Origin of the sequence: Winogradskyella arenosi, assembly GCF_003337305.1 — a bacterium.
In the GTDB taxonomy this organism is placed as follows: Bacteria; Bacteroidota; Bacteroidia; order Flavobacteriales; family Flavobacteriaceae; genus Winogradskyella; species Winogradskyella arenosi.
Map to the genome: position 1 here is coordinate 231,135 of NZ_QPJO01000001.1, position 16,250 is coordinate 247,384.

At 37.8% G+C, this 16,250-nt stretch carries 12 protein-coding genes; 9 read left to right on the plus strand and 3 right to left on the minus strand.

Annotation, left to right across the window (positions count from 1 at the left end; all coding sequences use genetic code 11):
- Entirely contained in the window at positions 1-510 is a 510-nt protein-coding gene (locus DFQ08_RS00925; RefSeq protein WP_114307923.1) for a DUF2975 domain-containing protein, read from the minus strand.
- Between the two features lie 127 nt (positions 511-637).
- Between DFQ08_RS00925 and DFQ08_RS00930 the strand changes: the two genes are divergently transcribed.
- Positions 638-1,186 (plus strand): hypothetical protein, encoded by a 549-nt coding sequence (locus tag DFQ08_RS00930; RefSeq protein ID WP_114307924.1) that lies wholly within the window; start codon positions 638-640, stop codon positions 1,184-1,186.
- A 60-nt stretch (positions 1,187-1,246) separates the two neighbouring features.
- Complete coding sequence (locus tag DFQ08_RS00935) at positions 1,247-1,663, plus strand: putative signal transducing protein (RefSeq protein WP_114307925.1); 417 nt, start codon at positions 1,247-1,249, stop codon at positions 1,661-1,663.
- Here the strand turns inward: DFQ08_RS00935 and DFQ08_RS00940 are convergent.
- The gene (locus tag DFQ08_RS00940; protein ID WP_114307926.1) at positions 1,653-3,149 is read right to left on the minus strand and encodes an aminotransferase-like domain-containing protein; all 1,497 of its coding nucleotides are present in this window, start codon (positions 3,147-3,149) and stop codon (positions 1,653-1,655) included. The genes DFQ08_RS00935 and DFQ08_RS00940 overlap by 11 nt on opposite strands.
- Before the next feature lie 118 nt (positions 3,150-3,267).
- Between DFQ08_RS00940 and DFQ08_RS00945 the strand changes: the two genes are divergently transcribed.
- The 7 genes from DFQ08_RS00945 (at position 3,268) to DFQ08_RS00975 (ending at position 15,462) form a co-directional block, all read left to right on the plus strand.
- Positions 3,268-5,094 (plus strand): TonB-dependent receptor plug domain-containing protein, encoded by a 1,827-nt coding sequence (locus DFQ08_RS00945; protein ID WP_114307927.1) that lies wholly within the window; start codon positions 3,268-3,270, stop codon positions 5,092-5,094.
- 376 nt (positions 5,095-5,470) lie between these two features.
- The gene (locus tag DFQ08_RS00950) at positions 5,471-6,109 is read left to right on the plus strand and encodes a hypothetical protein (RefSeq protein WP_114307928.1); all 639 of its coding nucleotides are present in this window, start codon (positions 5,471-5,473) and stop codon (positions 6,107-6,109) included.
- A 22-nt stretch (positions 6,110-6,131) separates the two neighbouring features.
- A complete protein-coding gene (locus DFQ08_RS00955; protein ID WP_114307929.1) occupies positions 6,132-7,562 on the plus strand; it encodes a flotillin family protein in 1,431 nt (476 codons plus the stop codon).
- Between the two features lie 15 nt (positions 7,563-7,577).
- A complete protein-coding gene (locus DFQ08_RS00960; protein WP_147269424.1) occupies positions 7,578-8,054 on the plus strand; it encodes a hypothetical protein in 477 nt (158 codons plus the stop codon).
- Positions 8,055-9,011: 957 nt separating this feature from the next.
- Positions 9,012-9,872, plus strand: a complete 861-nt coding sequence (locus DFQ08_RS00965; RefSeq protein ID WP_114307931.1) for a cupin-like domain-containing protein — start codon at positions 9,012-9,014, stop codon at positions 9,870-9,872.
- A gap of 60 nt (positions 9,873-9,932) precedes the next feature.
- A complete protein-coding gene (locus tag DFQ08_RS00970; protein ID WP_114308637.1) occupies positions 9,933-10,415 on the plus strand; it encodes a DUF6646 family protein in 483 nt (160 codons plus the stop codon).
- Between the two features lie 250 nt (positions 10,416-10,665).
- Positions 10,666-15,462 (plus strand): immunoglobulin domain-containing protein, encoded by a 4,797-nt coding sequence (locus DFQ08_RS00975; RefSeq protein ID WP_114307932.1) that lies wholly within the window; start codon positions 10,666-10,668, stop codon positions 15,460-15,462.
- Positions 15,463-15,517: 55 nt separating this feature from the next.
- On the opposite strand, the gene DFQ08_RS00980 is transcribed toward DFQ08_RS00975, so the two are convergent.
- A complete protein-coding gene (locus tag DFQ08_RS00980; RefSeq protein WP_114307933.1) occupies positions 15,518-15,991 on the minus strand; it encodes a regulatory protein RecX in 474 nt (157 codons plus the stop codon).
- Positions 15,992-16,250: the final 259 nt, after the last annotated feature.

Below are 16,250 nucleotides of genomic sequence, written 5' to 3' on the forward strand. Positions count from 1 at the left end.
TTACACCGTTAAATCATTTTCTTCCTTCGCGACTTTCGCTATCTTAAAGACTTCACTTAATACCATAAAAAATAAACCTAAACAGAGCAACATAAGGTAAGGACTTAACCCTAAATAAATTTTAAAAGTCCCTTTAAAAACCAATTCCACTATAACAACTAATAATGACGTCAGTACACCAACACCTGTAAGTAAATACCCGATCTTATAGAAGTTAGCAATAACATCACTATGAAAAGGTTTCACCCTCTGAAAATAGCGCAACGTTTTTCTAAATAAATACAGGCAGTAAATACTAACAAAAGCTAAAGCAATGAATAGCAAAGCAAACAACTGCCCTACCATTGAAAATGGCGCCACTACAGACTTATCCGTATTTAAGATTAACTCTAAAGCTTTGGGCTCAATAAACATATAAACCGTAAAAAAAGCCAACAGTGCAATTGCCGGAATACAAGTAACAATCCAAACAAAATCAATTAAACTTTTTAGAATCACTAGTTTTCTCATGCTAAAAAAATTATCGTTTTACGATAACAAATATATAAAAATTATCGATAAACAATATTTTTTGACTATAATCATTTTGAAGCATGCTTAAATATTGTAAGTTATTTCTTTATACTATATTTGAATTATGACATCGCATACCATCATTTCAGAACGCCCTAGACCTATTTGGCAAATCCCCATTGCAGCCCTGTTTTTTACCATGGCTTTCGGAATTATAGGGTATAAATTTTATCTTTGGATCACCACAAATCAATCTTCAGGCATACGATTGGTAGATTTTCAAGGTCTCATTTATTTTTCTGGTATTGGCGCAGGTTTTTGCTCTAGAAAACGTATCCATATTGATATTGCTAATTCTAGGTTTAAACCAACTATAGAAATTGGCCCTATAAAATTGGGATCGTGGCAAACCATTAAAAATTATAACTACGTCTCCGTTTTTCATCAACCTACAACCAATGGGACTTATGTTTTTGAGGTAAACCTATGGTATGATAACAACAAACATTTTGAGCTCTATGAAGAGCAGGACTATCAAGATGCTTTTATTATAGGTTATGAACTTTCAGAAACCTTAAATATTGATTTGTTAGACGCTACGGTTCCTAATGATTATAAATGGATCGATAAAGCAGAATGGAAAGCCCAAATGGCGCAGGCCCAAACCGCCTAACGCTAAGATATAAACTCTTAAAATTCATAAACCTCAGACCGCTTTTCTTATCTTTACCCTATGCAAGACACCTTTGTTACCATCGCTAAATATCAATATTCCACAGAAGCCGAAATTATTAAGGGCCGTTTAGAATCGGAAGGCATAAGCGTCTTCTTAAAAGATAATATCACTATTGATACCGATCCTTTGGTGAGTCAGGCTATAGGCGGTATTAAATTAAATGTTTTAGCTAAAGACAAAGCACAAGCTGTAGAAATTTTACAAGCTATACAATCCTATTCCATGGATAATGACGGCCAGCCTCTAAAATGTCCTAACTGCGGAAACCACCATATTAGACTCTATTCTACCATCAATAATGTTAAAGCTTTAGTCTCATTTCTTATCAGTTTTCTCACGGGTACGCTTCCTTTTAGTACGCGATATCAATACCAATGTGAAGACTGTAAAACCCGTTTTCCTATTAAAGCTTGAGCACCCTATTATAGGCCTGCTTCAGGTTCCTTATAACCGTTTCTAACGCTTCTTCGGTTAAATGTCCATAACCAAACCGAATGGCACAGGTAGTTTTATCTTGATACAAAATGGTTTTCGGTAAAAACACATCGCACTTTTCAGCTTCTTCTGCCAGTTTCACTAAAGATATAGTCTCATTAAATTGTAGCCAAATGGCCAAACCTCCTGAAGGTATGTTCCAAGTGAGAATGCCTTCAAAATAAAAATTTAAGTAGCGGCACAAGGTATCGCGACGCGCTTTATAAGTGACAATATTCTTTTTTTTAAGACGGTATATTTCACCTTCAGAAATCAACTCCGACAACATCTGTTCTTGTATTAAATCGCCTTGTTTATCTAAGAGTTGTAAATAGTTTTTTGCTTCGGAAATAAAATTTTCCGGCGCCACCACAAAACCCGTATGAAAACTAGGAAATAGAGACTGCCCTAACTTCCCTAAATAAATGACCATACCATGCGTATTGGCACTCGCCATTGGTAACATGGCCGACCCATCAAACTGAAAATCGTAATCGTAATCATCTTCAATAATAGCAAACCCAAAAGTCTTCGCTAGGGCCAACAATTCTAAACGACGCTTAGCACTCAAGGTTACCGTAGTAGGATAATCTCTATTAGCGCAGACATACACACAGCGCACGCTGTGCTTTACAAAATGCTTACGAATATAATCTACATCTAAACCCTCCTCATCGACCGGAATCGTTCGGATGGTCGCCCCGGCTTGCTGAAAAATCATGTTAGACGAATAATTACTCAGCTGCCCAACAAGGACCAAATCGTCTTGTTTAATCAGCAACTGAGAAACCATGTACAGACTCATCTCGGTACTGCGTGTATTGATTAAATTCTTAGCATCAATATGAAAACCCCGAGTAGCATTTAAATAATTGCAGAGTTGGGTTATAAACACAGAAGCTTTTGTGGTCTGGGTGGTATTCCATTTTTGAATAAGCGGTTTCCGTTTCATAGCCGCACTATACCACCTAGAAAATTGATGCACCGGATGCAAACGCAAATCGGGCTGCCCATCATTCAGAATATATTTTACAGTAGTTTCTTGTGCTGTTGATGCCAAATGAAAGGACTTTTGAAAAGGAAATCCTGCCACCTTAGGATAAGTATAAGCATGGTCTATAGGCTGTATGGCGGCCTTAATTTTAGTCATAGAAGCCTCAGGGACCACCACAAAGGTTCCCTTATTCGCCAAAATATCAACCCAACCTTGGGAGGCTAATTCGTCGTAAATTGCTACAGCCGTATTTCTATGAACATTTAATAGCGTACTAAGCACCCGTGTTCCGGGCAATTTACTACCTTTATCTAAATACCCGCGTTGTATGGCATTGATAATTTGCTGTGCCACTTGCACATAGACAGGCTGCACCAAGGTTTTATCGAAGGTAACAAGTTGTTTTATGATTTCATTAACCGGACTATTCATTGTTTTAATACTGGACTATTTTAATCGTCCGGAAAGTTACGACTTTTGCAGCGTTCAACAGCCTTATCTAAAACCCTAAAGTTTTGAACTTTTTAAACAGATCACAAACGCTAAACCAATGAAAACAACGAGCCTTTTTATTACCTTTATTTCTATTGCTTTTTTTAAGCTTTATGCCCAAGAGCAACCCATAAAAACAGATTCTTTAACTGAAGTTATAATCACTTCTACCCGTATAGATTTGCCTTTTAAAGAAAATGCAAGAACCATAAACATTATCTCTGCCGAAGCGATTAAAAATAGTGCCGCTATCACGGTTGCCGATTTATTACAACAAGTTGCCGGTGTGGATATAAGACGTCGTGGTACGGGCGGAAGCCAAGCCGATTTATTTATTAGAGGTGGTGGTTTTGATCAAACACTTCTACTGATTGACGGTATAAAAATGGACGATGTACAAACCGGCCACAACACCTTAAATGCAGCGATTCCAATAGAAGTAATTAAACGTATTGAAATCATTAAAGGCCCTGCAGCTCGTGTTTTTGGCCAAAATGCTTTTACAGGAGCCATTAATATTGTTACAAAATCAACCCTAAACAATTCGGTTTCTGCACAGATTGAAACCGGTTCCTTTGGGCAACTTAACGGTTCTATTACTGCCGGTACAGAATTAGAAAACTCTACCCATATTATCCATATTGATCGTATGACTTCTGAAGGATACCGCAGCAATACCGATTATGATAATGCAAATTATTTCATCAAAAGCACCTTTAATAAAAATGCGCAGGCCATAGAAATGATTACCACATTCTCTGAGCGTAAATTTGGAGCTGAAAATTTCTACACCACCAGTGCAGATTATAATGAATATGAAGAAACCCAGAATAGTTTAATGGCGTTCACCACTAAATTTCAATCTGAAAACTTTAAAATTCAACCTCGAGTGTATTGGAAACGTAACCAAGATATCTTTCTTTTAAAACGTTTTGAGCCTAACTTCTTCAGAAACATTCATATTTCTAATAAAATAGGGGCTGAAGCCAACGCTTCTTACACCTCTAAACTGGGTATTACTGGATTTGGAATAGACCTTTCTAAAACCTATTTACAGAGTAATAACTTAGGGAACCGTAACCGCTTTATGAGCACTGTATTCTTAGAGCACCGTTTTGACCTTTTGGAAAACCGTTTAAGTGTAACTCCCGGAGTGGCAATGACCTATTTTTCAGATTTTAAATTTAATGCCTTCCCTGGCCTAGATTTAGGATTTGATCTGACCAATAACCTAAAAGCCTACGGAAATATTGGCTGGACCTACCGAATCCCAACCTATACCGATTTGTATTATAATGATCCTAGAACCATAGGTAATGAAGATTTAGAGCCTGAAGAAGCCTTTTCACAAGAAATTGGTCTTAAATACCATGCTTCTAACCTACGCGCTAGTGTAGCACTTTTTAACCGCGACGCCACCAATCTTATAGATTTTGTAAGACCTAATACTACCGAAGAAATCTATACGGCAACCAATATTGCTGAAGTGAATACCAAAGGAATAGAGCTTGATGCAGCATACAACTTTAATGTAAAAGGTTATAAGCAAAGTCTTGCACTCGGTTATGCTTATTTAGATGATAATATTTTAGAACAAAACGAAGAATTATCACGTTATGCCTTAAACACCTTAAAGCATCATTTTACCACGACTTTAAGCACTAAACTATTTAAAAACATCAGTCAGAATATCATTTACAAATATGCGGAACGCACTACCGGACAAACCTACAATGTGTGGGATGCCTCAGTAGTCTTCACTTTAAAACAAGTAGAGCTATCGGTAACGGCGAGTAATATTTTTGATGCGGACTATATAGAATCGGGCTACACCCCAATGCCACCAAGTAATGTGTTATTCGGTATGCGTTATAAATTCCTATAAGCTATAAACCTTAAAGGTTCAGCCTAAACAATCTTCTTAAAACATCTGCAGAGTTAATAGTAACCTTGCAGATGTTTTTGTTTTATACACCTTCAATGGCAGTAGAACCAACGTATAAGTGAATTATTTTTAGCTTCAACTGTAACAAAACCTTAAAGTTTGCTACTGATATAGAGCAAACCTTTCTTTTATAGTTAGGTATTCAACTTTAAAATATTAAAAACATTTGGTTAACAAACTTGGTTTTTAAACACAGAAAGAAAACTCTTTAAGTTGAAAAAATCAGGCCCATAAGCTTGAATTTACTTTCAGAAAAAAAATTGTAATCTCTTACAATGGTCGTATATTTATTAACTCAGAATTTAAAGAAAATCTCATGACACAATGGTACTTAAGTTTAGAATTTATTTCGCAAATCTATTGGCTAGTGGCCGTAGTAGGATCACTGATTTTTATCGTAGTGATGATTTTAACTTTTGTGGGTGGTGATGGAGAAGATTTTGGTGATATAGATACGGAAATCGATGGTGATGCAGGATTTCAATTTATATCCTTTAAAAATCTTGTTGCCTTTTTTACCATTTTTGGATGGAGTGGTATTGCTTGTATTGATGCCGGACTTTCAAAACCCTCAACCATCATTATTTCTATTATTTCTGGTTTATTGATGATGGTAATTATGGCCTCCTTATTTTATTTTATCAGTAAACTTTCAGATAGTGGTACTTTAAAATATAAAAACGCCTTAGATGCCGTTGGAGAAGTCTATTTAACCATTGGTGCAGACCGTTCTTCAATGGGAAAGGTCACCGTAAATGTTCAAGGGTCTATGCGCGAGTTAGACGCCTTAACGGATTCTTTAACCGCGCTAAAATCGGGCACCATTATTAAAGTCGTAGAGGTCACCTCTAATGGAATTCTGATAGTCGATAGAACCCGAAAACCTATAGAACCGTCTCAAATACAAAGCAGTCAAGACGCTTTACCTGGCCAATCACAAAAGAAACTTTTATAAATAACACTTAACCCGTATGCAAATGAACTTATTAACCATTCAAGAAACTATTAATGTAGAAGGTCTCGGAGGGCCCATGCTACTTATTTTTGTTGCCCTTTTTATTGTGGTGACCTTATTAATCTTAATAAAACGCTACAAACGTTGTCCTTCTGACCGTATTTTAGTGGTTTATGGTAAAGTTGGCGGAGGCCAATCGGCAAAATGTATTCATGGTGGCGCCGCGTTTATTATTCCTGTAATTCAGGATTATGAATTTTTAGATTTAACACCAATTTCAATTGAGGTTAACCTGGTCAATGCCTTATCTAAACAAAATATTCGTGTTAACGTGCCTTCTCGTTTTACTATTGGGGTATCTACAGAGCCTGGGGTAATGCAAAATGCGGCAGAACGTTTATTAGGTTTAGGCGCTCAAGATGTACAGGAATTGGCTAAAGAAATTATTTTCGGTCAGTTACGTTTGGTTGTTGCTTCTATGGATATTGAAGAAATTAACAATGATCGTGATAAATTTTTAACGAACATTTCGCAATCTGTTGAAACCGAATTAAAGAAAGTTGGTTTAAAATTAATCAACGTAAACATTACCGATATCGTTGACGAGTCGGGTTATATTGAAGCCCTTGGTAAAGAAGCCGCAGCCCATGCTATTAACGCCGCCCGTAAATCGGTTGCAGAGAAAACTAGAGATGGTTCTATTGGTGAAGCTAACGCCGTACAAGATGAAAGAACACAAGTTGCTGCCGCCAATGCACAAGCGGTAGAAGGTGAAAACGCCGCTAAAATTTCGGTAGCGAATTCAGATTCTTTACGTCGTCAGCGTGAAGCCGAGGCAGAACGCGTAGCAATCGCTTCAGAGAAAGTACAGGCCGCAAAAGCCTTAGAAGAGTCTTATGCTGCTGAGCAAGAAGCAGAAACCGCGAGAGCAGAACGTGAGCGTTCATCTCAAATGGCCGATATTATTGTCCCAGCAGAAATTGATAAGCAAAAAGCAGAAATTGATGCTGAAGCAGAAGCGGAACGTATTAGACGTAAAGCAAAAGGTGAAGCAGATGCGATATTATTTAAAGCACAAGCCGAAGCACAAGGTCAGTATGAGATCTTAACCAAGCAAGCGGCAGGTATGGAGCAAATTGTAAAAGCCGCTGGTAATAATAGTAGAGATGCTGTCTTATTATTAATTGCTGATAAATTACCAGAATTAGTACAAGCACAAGCCGACGCTATTAAGAATATTAAAATTGATAAAGTTACGGTATGGGATAACGGAAGTAACGGTGAAGACGGGAAATCGTCTACTGCGAATTTCTTATCAGGAATGTACAAATCAGTACCACCTTTACAAGAAATGTTTAATATGGCCGGTATGGATTTACCTGAGTATTTAAAAGGTAAAGACAAAAAAGAAATTGAAGCGGAAGACGCTAAAATTGAAACTACAGAAAACTAAGCATTCAGATCTATTTTGAAAACCATTAGTTACAACAGACCAAGACCAACACTACAACTTATTTATGGTGTTGGTCTTTTAGTATTGAGCAGTTTTGCCTTAATATCAGGACATTTTTTAGGCATATTATTTGGGGTCGCAGGCTTTTATTTTTTTCGAAATGAAGGTTTGGAAATGAACCTTGAAAATTCCCAATACAGAACCACCACAAGCTTGTTTAATCTCACCTTCGGAACTTGGAATCCACTCCCGGAAATTGAATATGTTTCGGTTTTTAAAACCACACAAACCTCAAGAGTTTGGGTTTCTACAGCTAGCACCCAAGTTACGATATCGTGTGTAAAAGTTAATTTATTCTACAACACCAATAGAAAAATTGAAGCCTACGAAACGGATAATACAGACCAGGCCTTTGCGATAGCAACACAAATTGCTAGCGCTTTACATCTAAAAATTTTAGACGCTACCTCCAAAGATCCGAATTGGCTCTAAACTAAAAGCCATAAAATTCACCAATTATCACGCTCCCTCCCACTCTAAACCCCATCCGTCAGTTCGAGTGATTTCAAGGTACGAAAAATCGTATCGAGAACCCAGCCTTCAACCTAAACCCAAACCCACAACCCTCATAAAAACCAACACAACCCAAACCCCATCCGTCAGTTCGAGTGATTTCAAGGTACGAGAAATCGTATCGAGCACTCTCCTTTCAACCTAAACCCAAACCCACAACCCTCATAAAAACCAACACAACCCAAACCCCATCCGTCAGTTCGAGTGATTTCAAGGTACGAAAAATCGTATCGAGAACCCAGCCTTCAACCTAAACCCAAACCCACAACCCTCATAACAACCAACACAACCCAAACCCCATCCGTCAGTTCGAGTGATTTCAAGGTACGAGAAATCGTATCGAGAACTCTCCTTTCAACCTAAACCCAACCCCACAACCCTCATAACAACCAACGCAACCCAAATCCCATCCGTCAGTTCGAGTGATTTCGAGGCACGAGAAATCGTATCGAGAACTCTCCCTTCAACCTAAACCCAAACCCACAACCCTCATAACAACCAACACAACCCAAACCCCATCCGTCAGTTCGAGTGATTTCAAGGTACGAGAAATCGTATCGAGAACTCTCCTTTCAACCTAAACCCAAACCCACAACCCTCATAACAACCAACACAACCCAAACCCCATCCGTCAGTTCGAGTGATTTCAAGGCACGAGAAATCGTATCGAGAACCCAGCCTTCAACCTAAACCCAAACCCCACAACCCTCATAACAACCAACACAACCCAAACCCCATAACCCTCATAAAAACCAACGCAACCCAAACCCCACCCGTCAGTTCGAGTGATTTCGAGGCACGAAAAATCGTATCGAGAACACAGCCTTCAACATGTCCTTAGCTTTTATTAACTTTGTAGCTTAAATATAAACGCATTTGAAACTCAACCTTCAAGACATTCCACGTGTAAAAACCATCACGAAGGACGACTTTATAAAACAGTATTTTAAACCACAGAAACCTGTGGTCATTGAAAAGTTTATCGAAGATTGGCCTGCCTACAAAAAATGGAATTTAGACTACATTAAGACCGTGGCCGGGGATAAAACCGTTCCGCTTTATGATGACCGACCTGTACATTTTAAAGATGGTTTTAACCAAGCGCACGCCACCATGAAAATGAGCGATTACGTTGACTTACTAAAACGCGAACCAACGAGATACCGTATTTTTCTTTGGAATATCCTAAAGGAAGTACCACAACTTCAAAAGGATTTTAAATTTCCAGATTTTGGACTGCGTCTTATGAAAAAACTCCCAATGTTATTTTTTGGTGGTACAGATTCTTACACCTTTATGCATTACGATATTGACTTAGCCAATATTTTCCATTTTCACTTTGAAGGCAAAAAGCAATGTATTTTATTTGATCAGAAACAAAATCCTTACCTCTACAAAGTGCCTTTTGCCTTAATTACACGAGAAGATATTGATTTTTCTAATCCTGATTTAGACCAGTGGCCAGCCTTAAAAAATGCAAAGGGTTGGGTTTGTAATCTCAACCACGGCGAGGTTTTATACATGCCAGAAGGCTATTGGCACTATATGCGTTACCTCACGCCAGGGTTTTCTATGAGCCTACGGGCTATAGCGCGTAACCCAAAGAATTTAGGAAAAGCCATTTATAACGTTTTTGCCATGCGTAACATTGACAACCTTATGCGACGCTTAAAAGGCCAGAAGTGGATAGACTGGAAAAACAAAAAAGCTATACACAACACACAGCGATTCAGCTAATTTTCTGACATTACTTAAATACTATTTGTATATTTGGCCCTTATATTTAAAATGAAAAACATGAAAAATATTTTACTTGCAGTGGCACTATTAGCCTTTAGTTTTGCTAACGCGCAAGCCTTTGAAGGTAAAGGCGACCAAAAATTTCAAGTGGGTGCAAACCTTCAAGAGTATGCTACCGGTATTAATGTAAGCTTCGACCATGGTTTAGGCCAAAATATCTCTGTAGGGGTTTCTTCGTCTTATGCTTTAGGAGGTTCTAGTGGGATTGAAAATTTAGACTTCGAAGATCGTTTTGATCTTAAAGCACGCTTCAATGCCAATTTAGGAAATGTCATTAATATTGATGAAAATTTTGACTTTTACCCAGGTTTAAACCTTAGTTTAAAAAACTTTGGAGGCCACGTTGGAGCACGTTATTTCTTTACAGAAGGTTTTGGGGTTTATACTGAAGCTTCTTTTCCTTTAGCGAAATATGAAGAAAATTCAATTGATATCCATAATCAATTTGCTGTAAACATAGGGATGAGTTTTAATATCTAAACTCTTACCTTCACGTATAAAAAAACGCCTATTCTAAATTTAGAATAGGCGTTTTTTTTTAGGGCATCAAAAATAAAACCTTTTTTTGACACCAAAATCCTACAAAATATTGCGTACACTCTTCATTTTTCCCTAATTTTTATCGTTAATCGAAATTAATTGCATTTTAAAGTTTTTAGTTTTAAACTCTCTCACATCCTTAAGAATACCTCTAACTTTGCCATCTTTTTTACCCTAGTTGCACCGTTAGATGATTAAAAAACTTATACTAATTCTTTCCGTTTATTTCAGTGTCTTAACACTCGGTTACGGACAAACAGAAATTTTCAATATTACGAGTTATTCAAACCTTCCAGCAAATTGGTCTAGGCAAAATAACATTACATCAAACAACATTGAAAACAGCTCAGGTTTCATTTTAGAAAAGGGGAATCCTAGTGACCAAATTGAAACTACCATATACAATTTAGAAGCTTATGACTCGGCTACTTTTACTGTTGATATGAAGAAATTTTCTGGTGGTGGTCAAAACAAATTACTTGTAGAAGTCTCTACAGATGGCGGCACGAGTTTTACGCAAAGTTCTACAACCCCGAGCACCACAGGAAATTACAAAACACAAACAGTAAATATCTCCGAGGTATCTGCACAAACGGTAATTAGGCTAAAAGTCAACGCCACCAATGGTGCAGATATCCAATTACAAAAATTAATTTTACAAGCTACGGGGGTAGCAACAAAAACCATTACTGTTATTCCTGCTTCCGGTGGTACTATTTCTCCTGGCACAACACAAGTCAGTTATAATGACAGTCAATCTTTTACAGCGACAGCAAGCAGTTGCTATACCTTTAATTATTGGTTAGTTGATGGTATACAAGCCGGAAATAATAACCCATACACCTTCACCTCTGTTACAGACCATCATTCACTTGAAGCCGTGTACAACCAAAGCTCTTATACAATCTCAGCTACTGCTGGAGCTAACGGTTCCATAAATCCAAATGGCAGTACAACTGTTTTTTGTGGTGACACCCTAACTTATAATTTCACCCCGGACGACGGTTATATGGTAAGCGATGTAATTATTGACAATACGTCTTATGGCCCTTTAGAGAGCTACACCTTTACAAATATTGCATCCTCTCATAATTTAAGTGTAAACTTCGCCGTTTATGAAGGGCCCTGTGGCTACGAAACGTTTTCCAACGCCAACCTTCCTAATAATTACAGCGATGGGAATTTTACAGGAGACCAAGGGATTGAATGGATCTATGAAGACTCTAAAACCGCGAGCGGTGATGAGATTGATGGATCGGGAATAATATTTAATAAAACCAATAGTAAACTAACCATTGCAAACGTTCCTGGTGGTATAGGAGACTTCTCCATACAGTTAAAAAAAGTAGGTTCAGATAGTGCAGAACGTAAAATAGAGGTTTTTGTTAATGGTAACTCTAAGGGCAGCTATGCTCTTGAAAATAATTCTAATACCCAAACATTCAATATTTCTAATATTAACATTAATGGTTCCATTAGTTTAGAAATAAAGAATCAGAAAAATAAATCTGTAGTTATTGACAATATAGAATGGACCTGTTATGATGTTTGCACACCCCCTAACACTCCTCAAGGCGTAATTGACGGTCAAACACAGGGCTGCCCGTCTAATACAACGTTAAGCTTTTCTGAAACCGCCCCTAATGCAGTGGCCTACTATTGGCAAACAAGTGCTACAGGAGAATCACAATCATACAATACAACGAGCAACTTAAACGTTACTACCGCTGGCGATTATTATGTAAGAGCCTATAATACAACTGAAGGTTGTTGGTCTTTAGAAGCAGTTGGTCCTTATCATGTAGACATTAATGCTACAGCTCCTGTAATCAACACACATCCTAGCGACATCACTGTGCCTATTGGAGGTACAGCAAATTTTGTTGTGGCAAGCAACAATGCTGAATCATACCAATGGGAAGTCTCTACAGATAATGGAAATACTTGGACTACTATTGGAAATAACACCTATAGTCTTTCAATAGCTTCAGTTACACATGCTGATCACAATAACCTTTATCGTGTGGAGATCAGTAATTCCTGTGGAAGTAGCACATCGGATACTGCAACATTAACCATTAGAGAAACGACACTGCTAAATCCTGGAGAATTAATTTTTGTTGGATTCAATGGAAAAATTAATAACAATAATACTAATGACGAGTATCTTATTGCCAATTTTGCGGACCTCACACCAGGAACAGAATTTTCAATAGTTAACTCGCGTTTTGAAGCAGGAGCACCAGCACAACAGCGTACCTTAAAATGGGGAGGAGCAAGCACAGATGCTAGTGAGGCACCTTATGAAGCTAAAATAACCTATACCGGAACCACAACGATTCCTGCAGGGTCCGTATTACGTATTGAAGTTACAGAATCGGAAACGTTTATTTCTTCCGTAAGCGTTACTGAAGGAAATACAACCACTACAAGAACTGATGACTTTGAGGCCTCAATTACTACCCCTGGACACTATCCTAATTTAGCGACAAATACGTCAGACCAAATATTCCTTATGCAAGGTAATTTTGTTTACGAAGGGAATACAACACCTAACGAAGCCAATTATTACTTTAACGGAACCGTACTTCATGGACTAACAACGTATACTCCTTGGGTTTCGTTACAACAAGCTTGTAGCAGCACCGCCGTAGAATCAAGGATACCACCAGAATTGTATTGTTTTCATATTGAAAGTACCAACTCTCCTAGCGGTTACTACCAAAATAGCCAAGAACATGGAGCTGCAACTCTAAGAAATCTTATATATAATATTTCAGAAACAGCACTTCATTGGACCTTTCAAACCTATAATAGTTTTAACCCTACAAGCAATGCTGCAACGCATGCCGGAAAAACATTTACCATTACACCAAGCCAACCCGCAGGACAATGGGTGGGCGATGCTGACTCTAACTGGTTTAACTGCTTAAATTGGGAAGGGCTTTCCGTGCCTAAAGCCAGCACTAACGTCCGTTTAGATGCTAGTGCCTTTAACACCCCAATTATAGACTATACGGCATTGCATGCAGAAGAACATCACGCCACCGCTTACTCTAAAAACCTAACCCTGTCTGGTCTGAGTTTAACAATGCAAGGTAACAGTAATAATACCTTAGAAGTCCATGGAGATTTAAATATCATTTCTGATGGAACCTTAAAGATGGATGATGCCAATCCTGATTCTGAAGACGGAACCATTATTCTATACGGGAATTGGAATAACGCCATTGGAACTACAGGGTTTGAAGAAGGAAATAGCACCGTGATATTTAATGGTGATTCACCACAAATTATCAATTACAGTGATTCTAGCGGACTTACCTCAACAGAAACTGAGCATTTTTACCACGTAGAATTGTCTAACAATTTTACCACCGCCACCTCAAACAAGCTATATGCCAAAGGTAACCTTACCATAAACCAAGGATATACCCTAACGATCTCTAATGATGATTACATTTTTGTTAATGATGCCCTTATAAATCAGGGCACCTTTTATATTGAAAATAACGGCTCCTTAATTCAAGATGGCAATGGTACAAATCTAAACAGCGGAAACCTTTTTATGGAGAGAACCGCATATGATGTGCACCGTTTAGATTATGTCTATTGGTCGTCTCCCGTGGAAAATTTTAATACTAATGCTATTTCAACCGCAATTTCAAGCGCTCTAATTTTTGCATGGAATCCTACTTATTCAAATTCTAATGGTACACAAGGCAATTGGGTATCTGCAGGTAACAGTATTATGACACCGGGTAAAGGCTATATTTTAAGAGGCCCTAATACGCATACTACAGCTCAAGAATTTACAGCTCTATTTAGTGGCTCTAGACCTAACAATGGTAATATTAGCGTTAGTGTGGCAAGAGGGGATTTTAGCGGCTCAAATTACACCACCTCTAACGGAAATACAGTCACCAAATATGATGATAACTGGAATTTAGTCGGAAACCCCTATCCCTCTGCTATTGATGCTACAACATTTTTACAAACCAATACTCATCTTCAAGGTTATATTAACTTATGGACACACGGTTCTTTACCTAGCGCTAATGTAAGCAATCCGTTTTATGCTAATTTCGTCAGCAATTACTCTACCGATGATTATATTACCTATAACGCTTCAGGAGCGGTTTCTGGCCCTGATACCTTTAAAGGTTCTATTGCCGCTGGTCAAGGTTTTATGGTTAATTTAGAAGATGGAAATGCCTTAGAAACCACTATAGAATTTAACAATAGCATGCGTTCAACAACCTATAACAACACACAGTTTTACAGAAACGCAAGCAGCACAGAGAAACATCGTATTTGGTTAGATTTAGAAGGGCCAAACTCCACAACCAACCGTATACTTGTGGGATATATTTCTGGAGCAACTCAAGGAAAAGACCGTATTTATGATGCCACAAATAGTGGAACTAATCAGCAAAATTTCTATAGTCTTATTAATGATGAAGCCTTTAACATTCAAGGAAGAGCAGTAGATTTTACCACTAGCGATGTTGTTCCCTTGGGTTTTACTGCAGAAACCTCTGGTAGCCATACTATTGCCATACACGCCTTAGATGGTTTGTTTGAAACTGGAAACCAAGCCGTCTATCTAAAAGACCAGCTTTTAAATATTACACACAATCTATTAACGCAACCTTACAGTTTTACTTCAGATTCTGGAACTTTTAATTCGCGTTTTGAACTTGTATATGAAGATGAAATTACCCTCTCTATCAATGATCTCGAAACGACAACTAACACTGTTTCTATAAGAGAACTTGAACACAATAACGTACAGTTTAAAGTTGAAGGGACTGCAACCTTAAAATCTATAGAAATTATAGACCTCAACGGACGTCGTGTGTATTATTTTGAAAACAATACCAGCCTCGCCGTTTACAATTTAGCACAGTTAAGCAAAGCGCCATACATTGCGAAATTAGAACTTTCTAACGGACAAGTTTTAACAAAAAAAGCCATTAAAAAATAAAGGAAGCCTGACTTAAAAACCTCAAAAGGGTGGACAAACATTTTGCGCCACCCTTTTATTTTAAATACGTATTAAGTTTTTCAAAAACCAAGTAGGACTCCCAGCCTCGATACAACAGATAATCGGCTATTTTTTTCTTTTTTTTATACCCATTAGGCTCTTTCACTAAGGCCATCCGTTTTTCAATTAAAGTCTCTAAGGTCTTCTCATAATCGTCTTCATCAATCTCTTTGAGGCCGGCATCAATACTAAATTTAGAAATATCTCTAAATTTAAGCTCGCGGAGCAACCTATTTTTACCCCATTGTTTCATTCTAAATTTCCCCCGGACAAAGGCTTTAGCAAAACGTTCTTCATTAAGAAAATTATGCTGAATAAGGTGCACCATAATAAGATCTATGGCTTCTGGAATCATATGCATCTCGTAAAGTTTAGCGCGCACCTCTTTATGGCAACGCTCTTGGTAAGCACAATAATGCTCTAATTTACGCTTTGCTTCGTCTACAGTATAGGTTTTCCTTGCCTCCATAAGCCTCAAAAGTACAGTTTTGAAATTACATAGGCTTGCAACAGATCTCAATTTTTTAATAGACCAAAGGTGTAAAATCTCAAGGGATTCCCACTTTAAATAAGTAAAAGTAGCCAAAATAGACATCAAACATTGCCCCCAAATAAAGATCGCAATGCAACAACTAAAAGTAGTACTTCAGCCCCTTTTTTTTAGACGTAGAACTAAACTATTAAAACGCCAAACCGCCATTATAAAAAGAAAAAGAGACCTTAGTCTC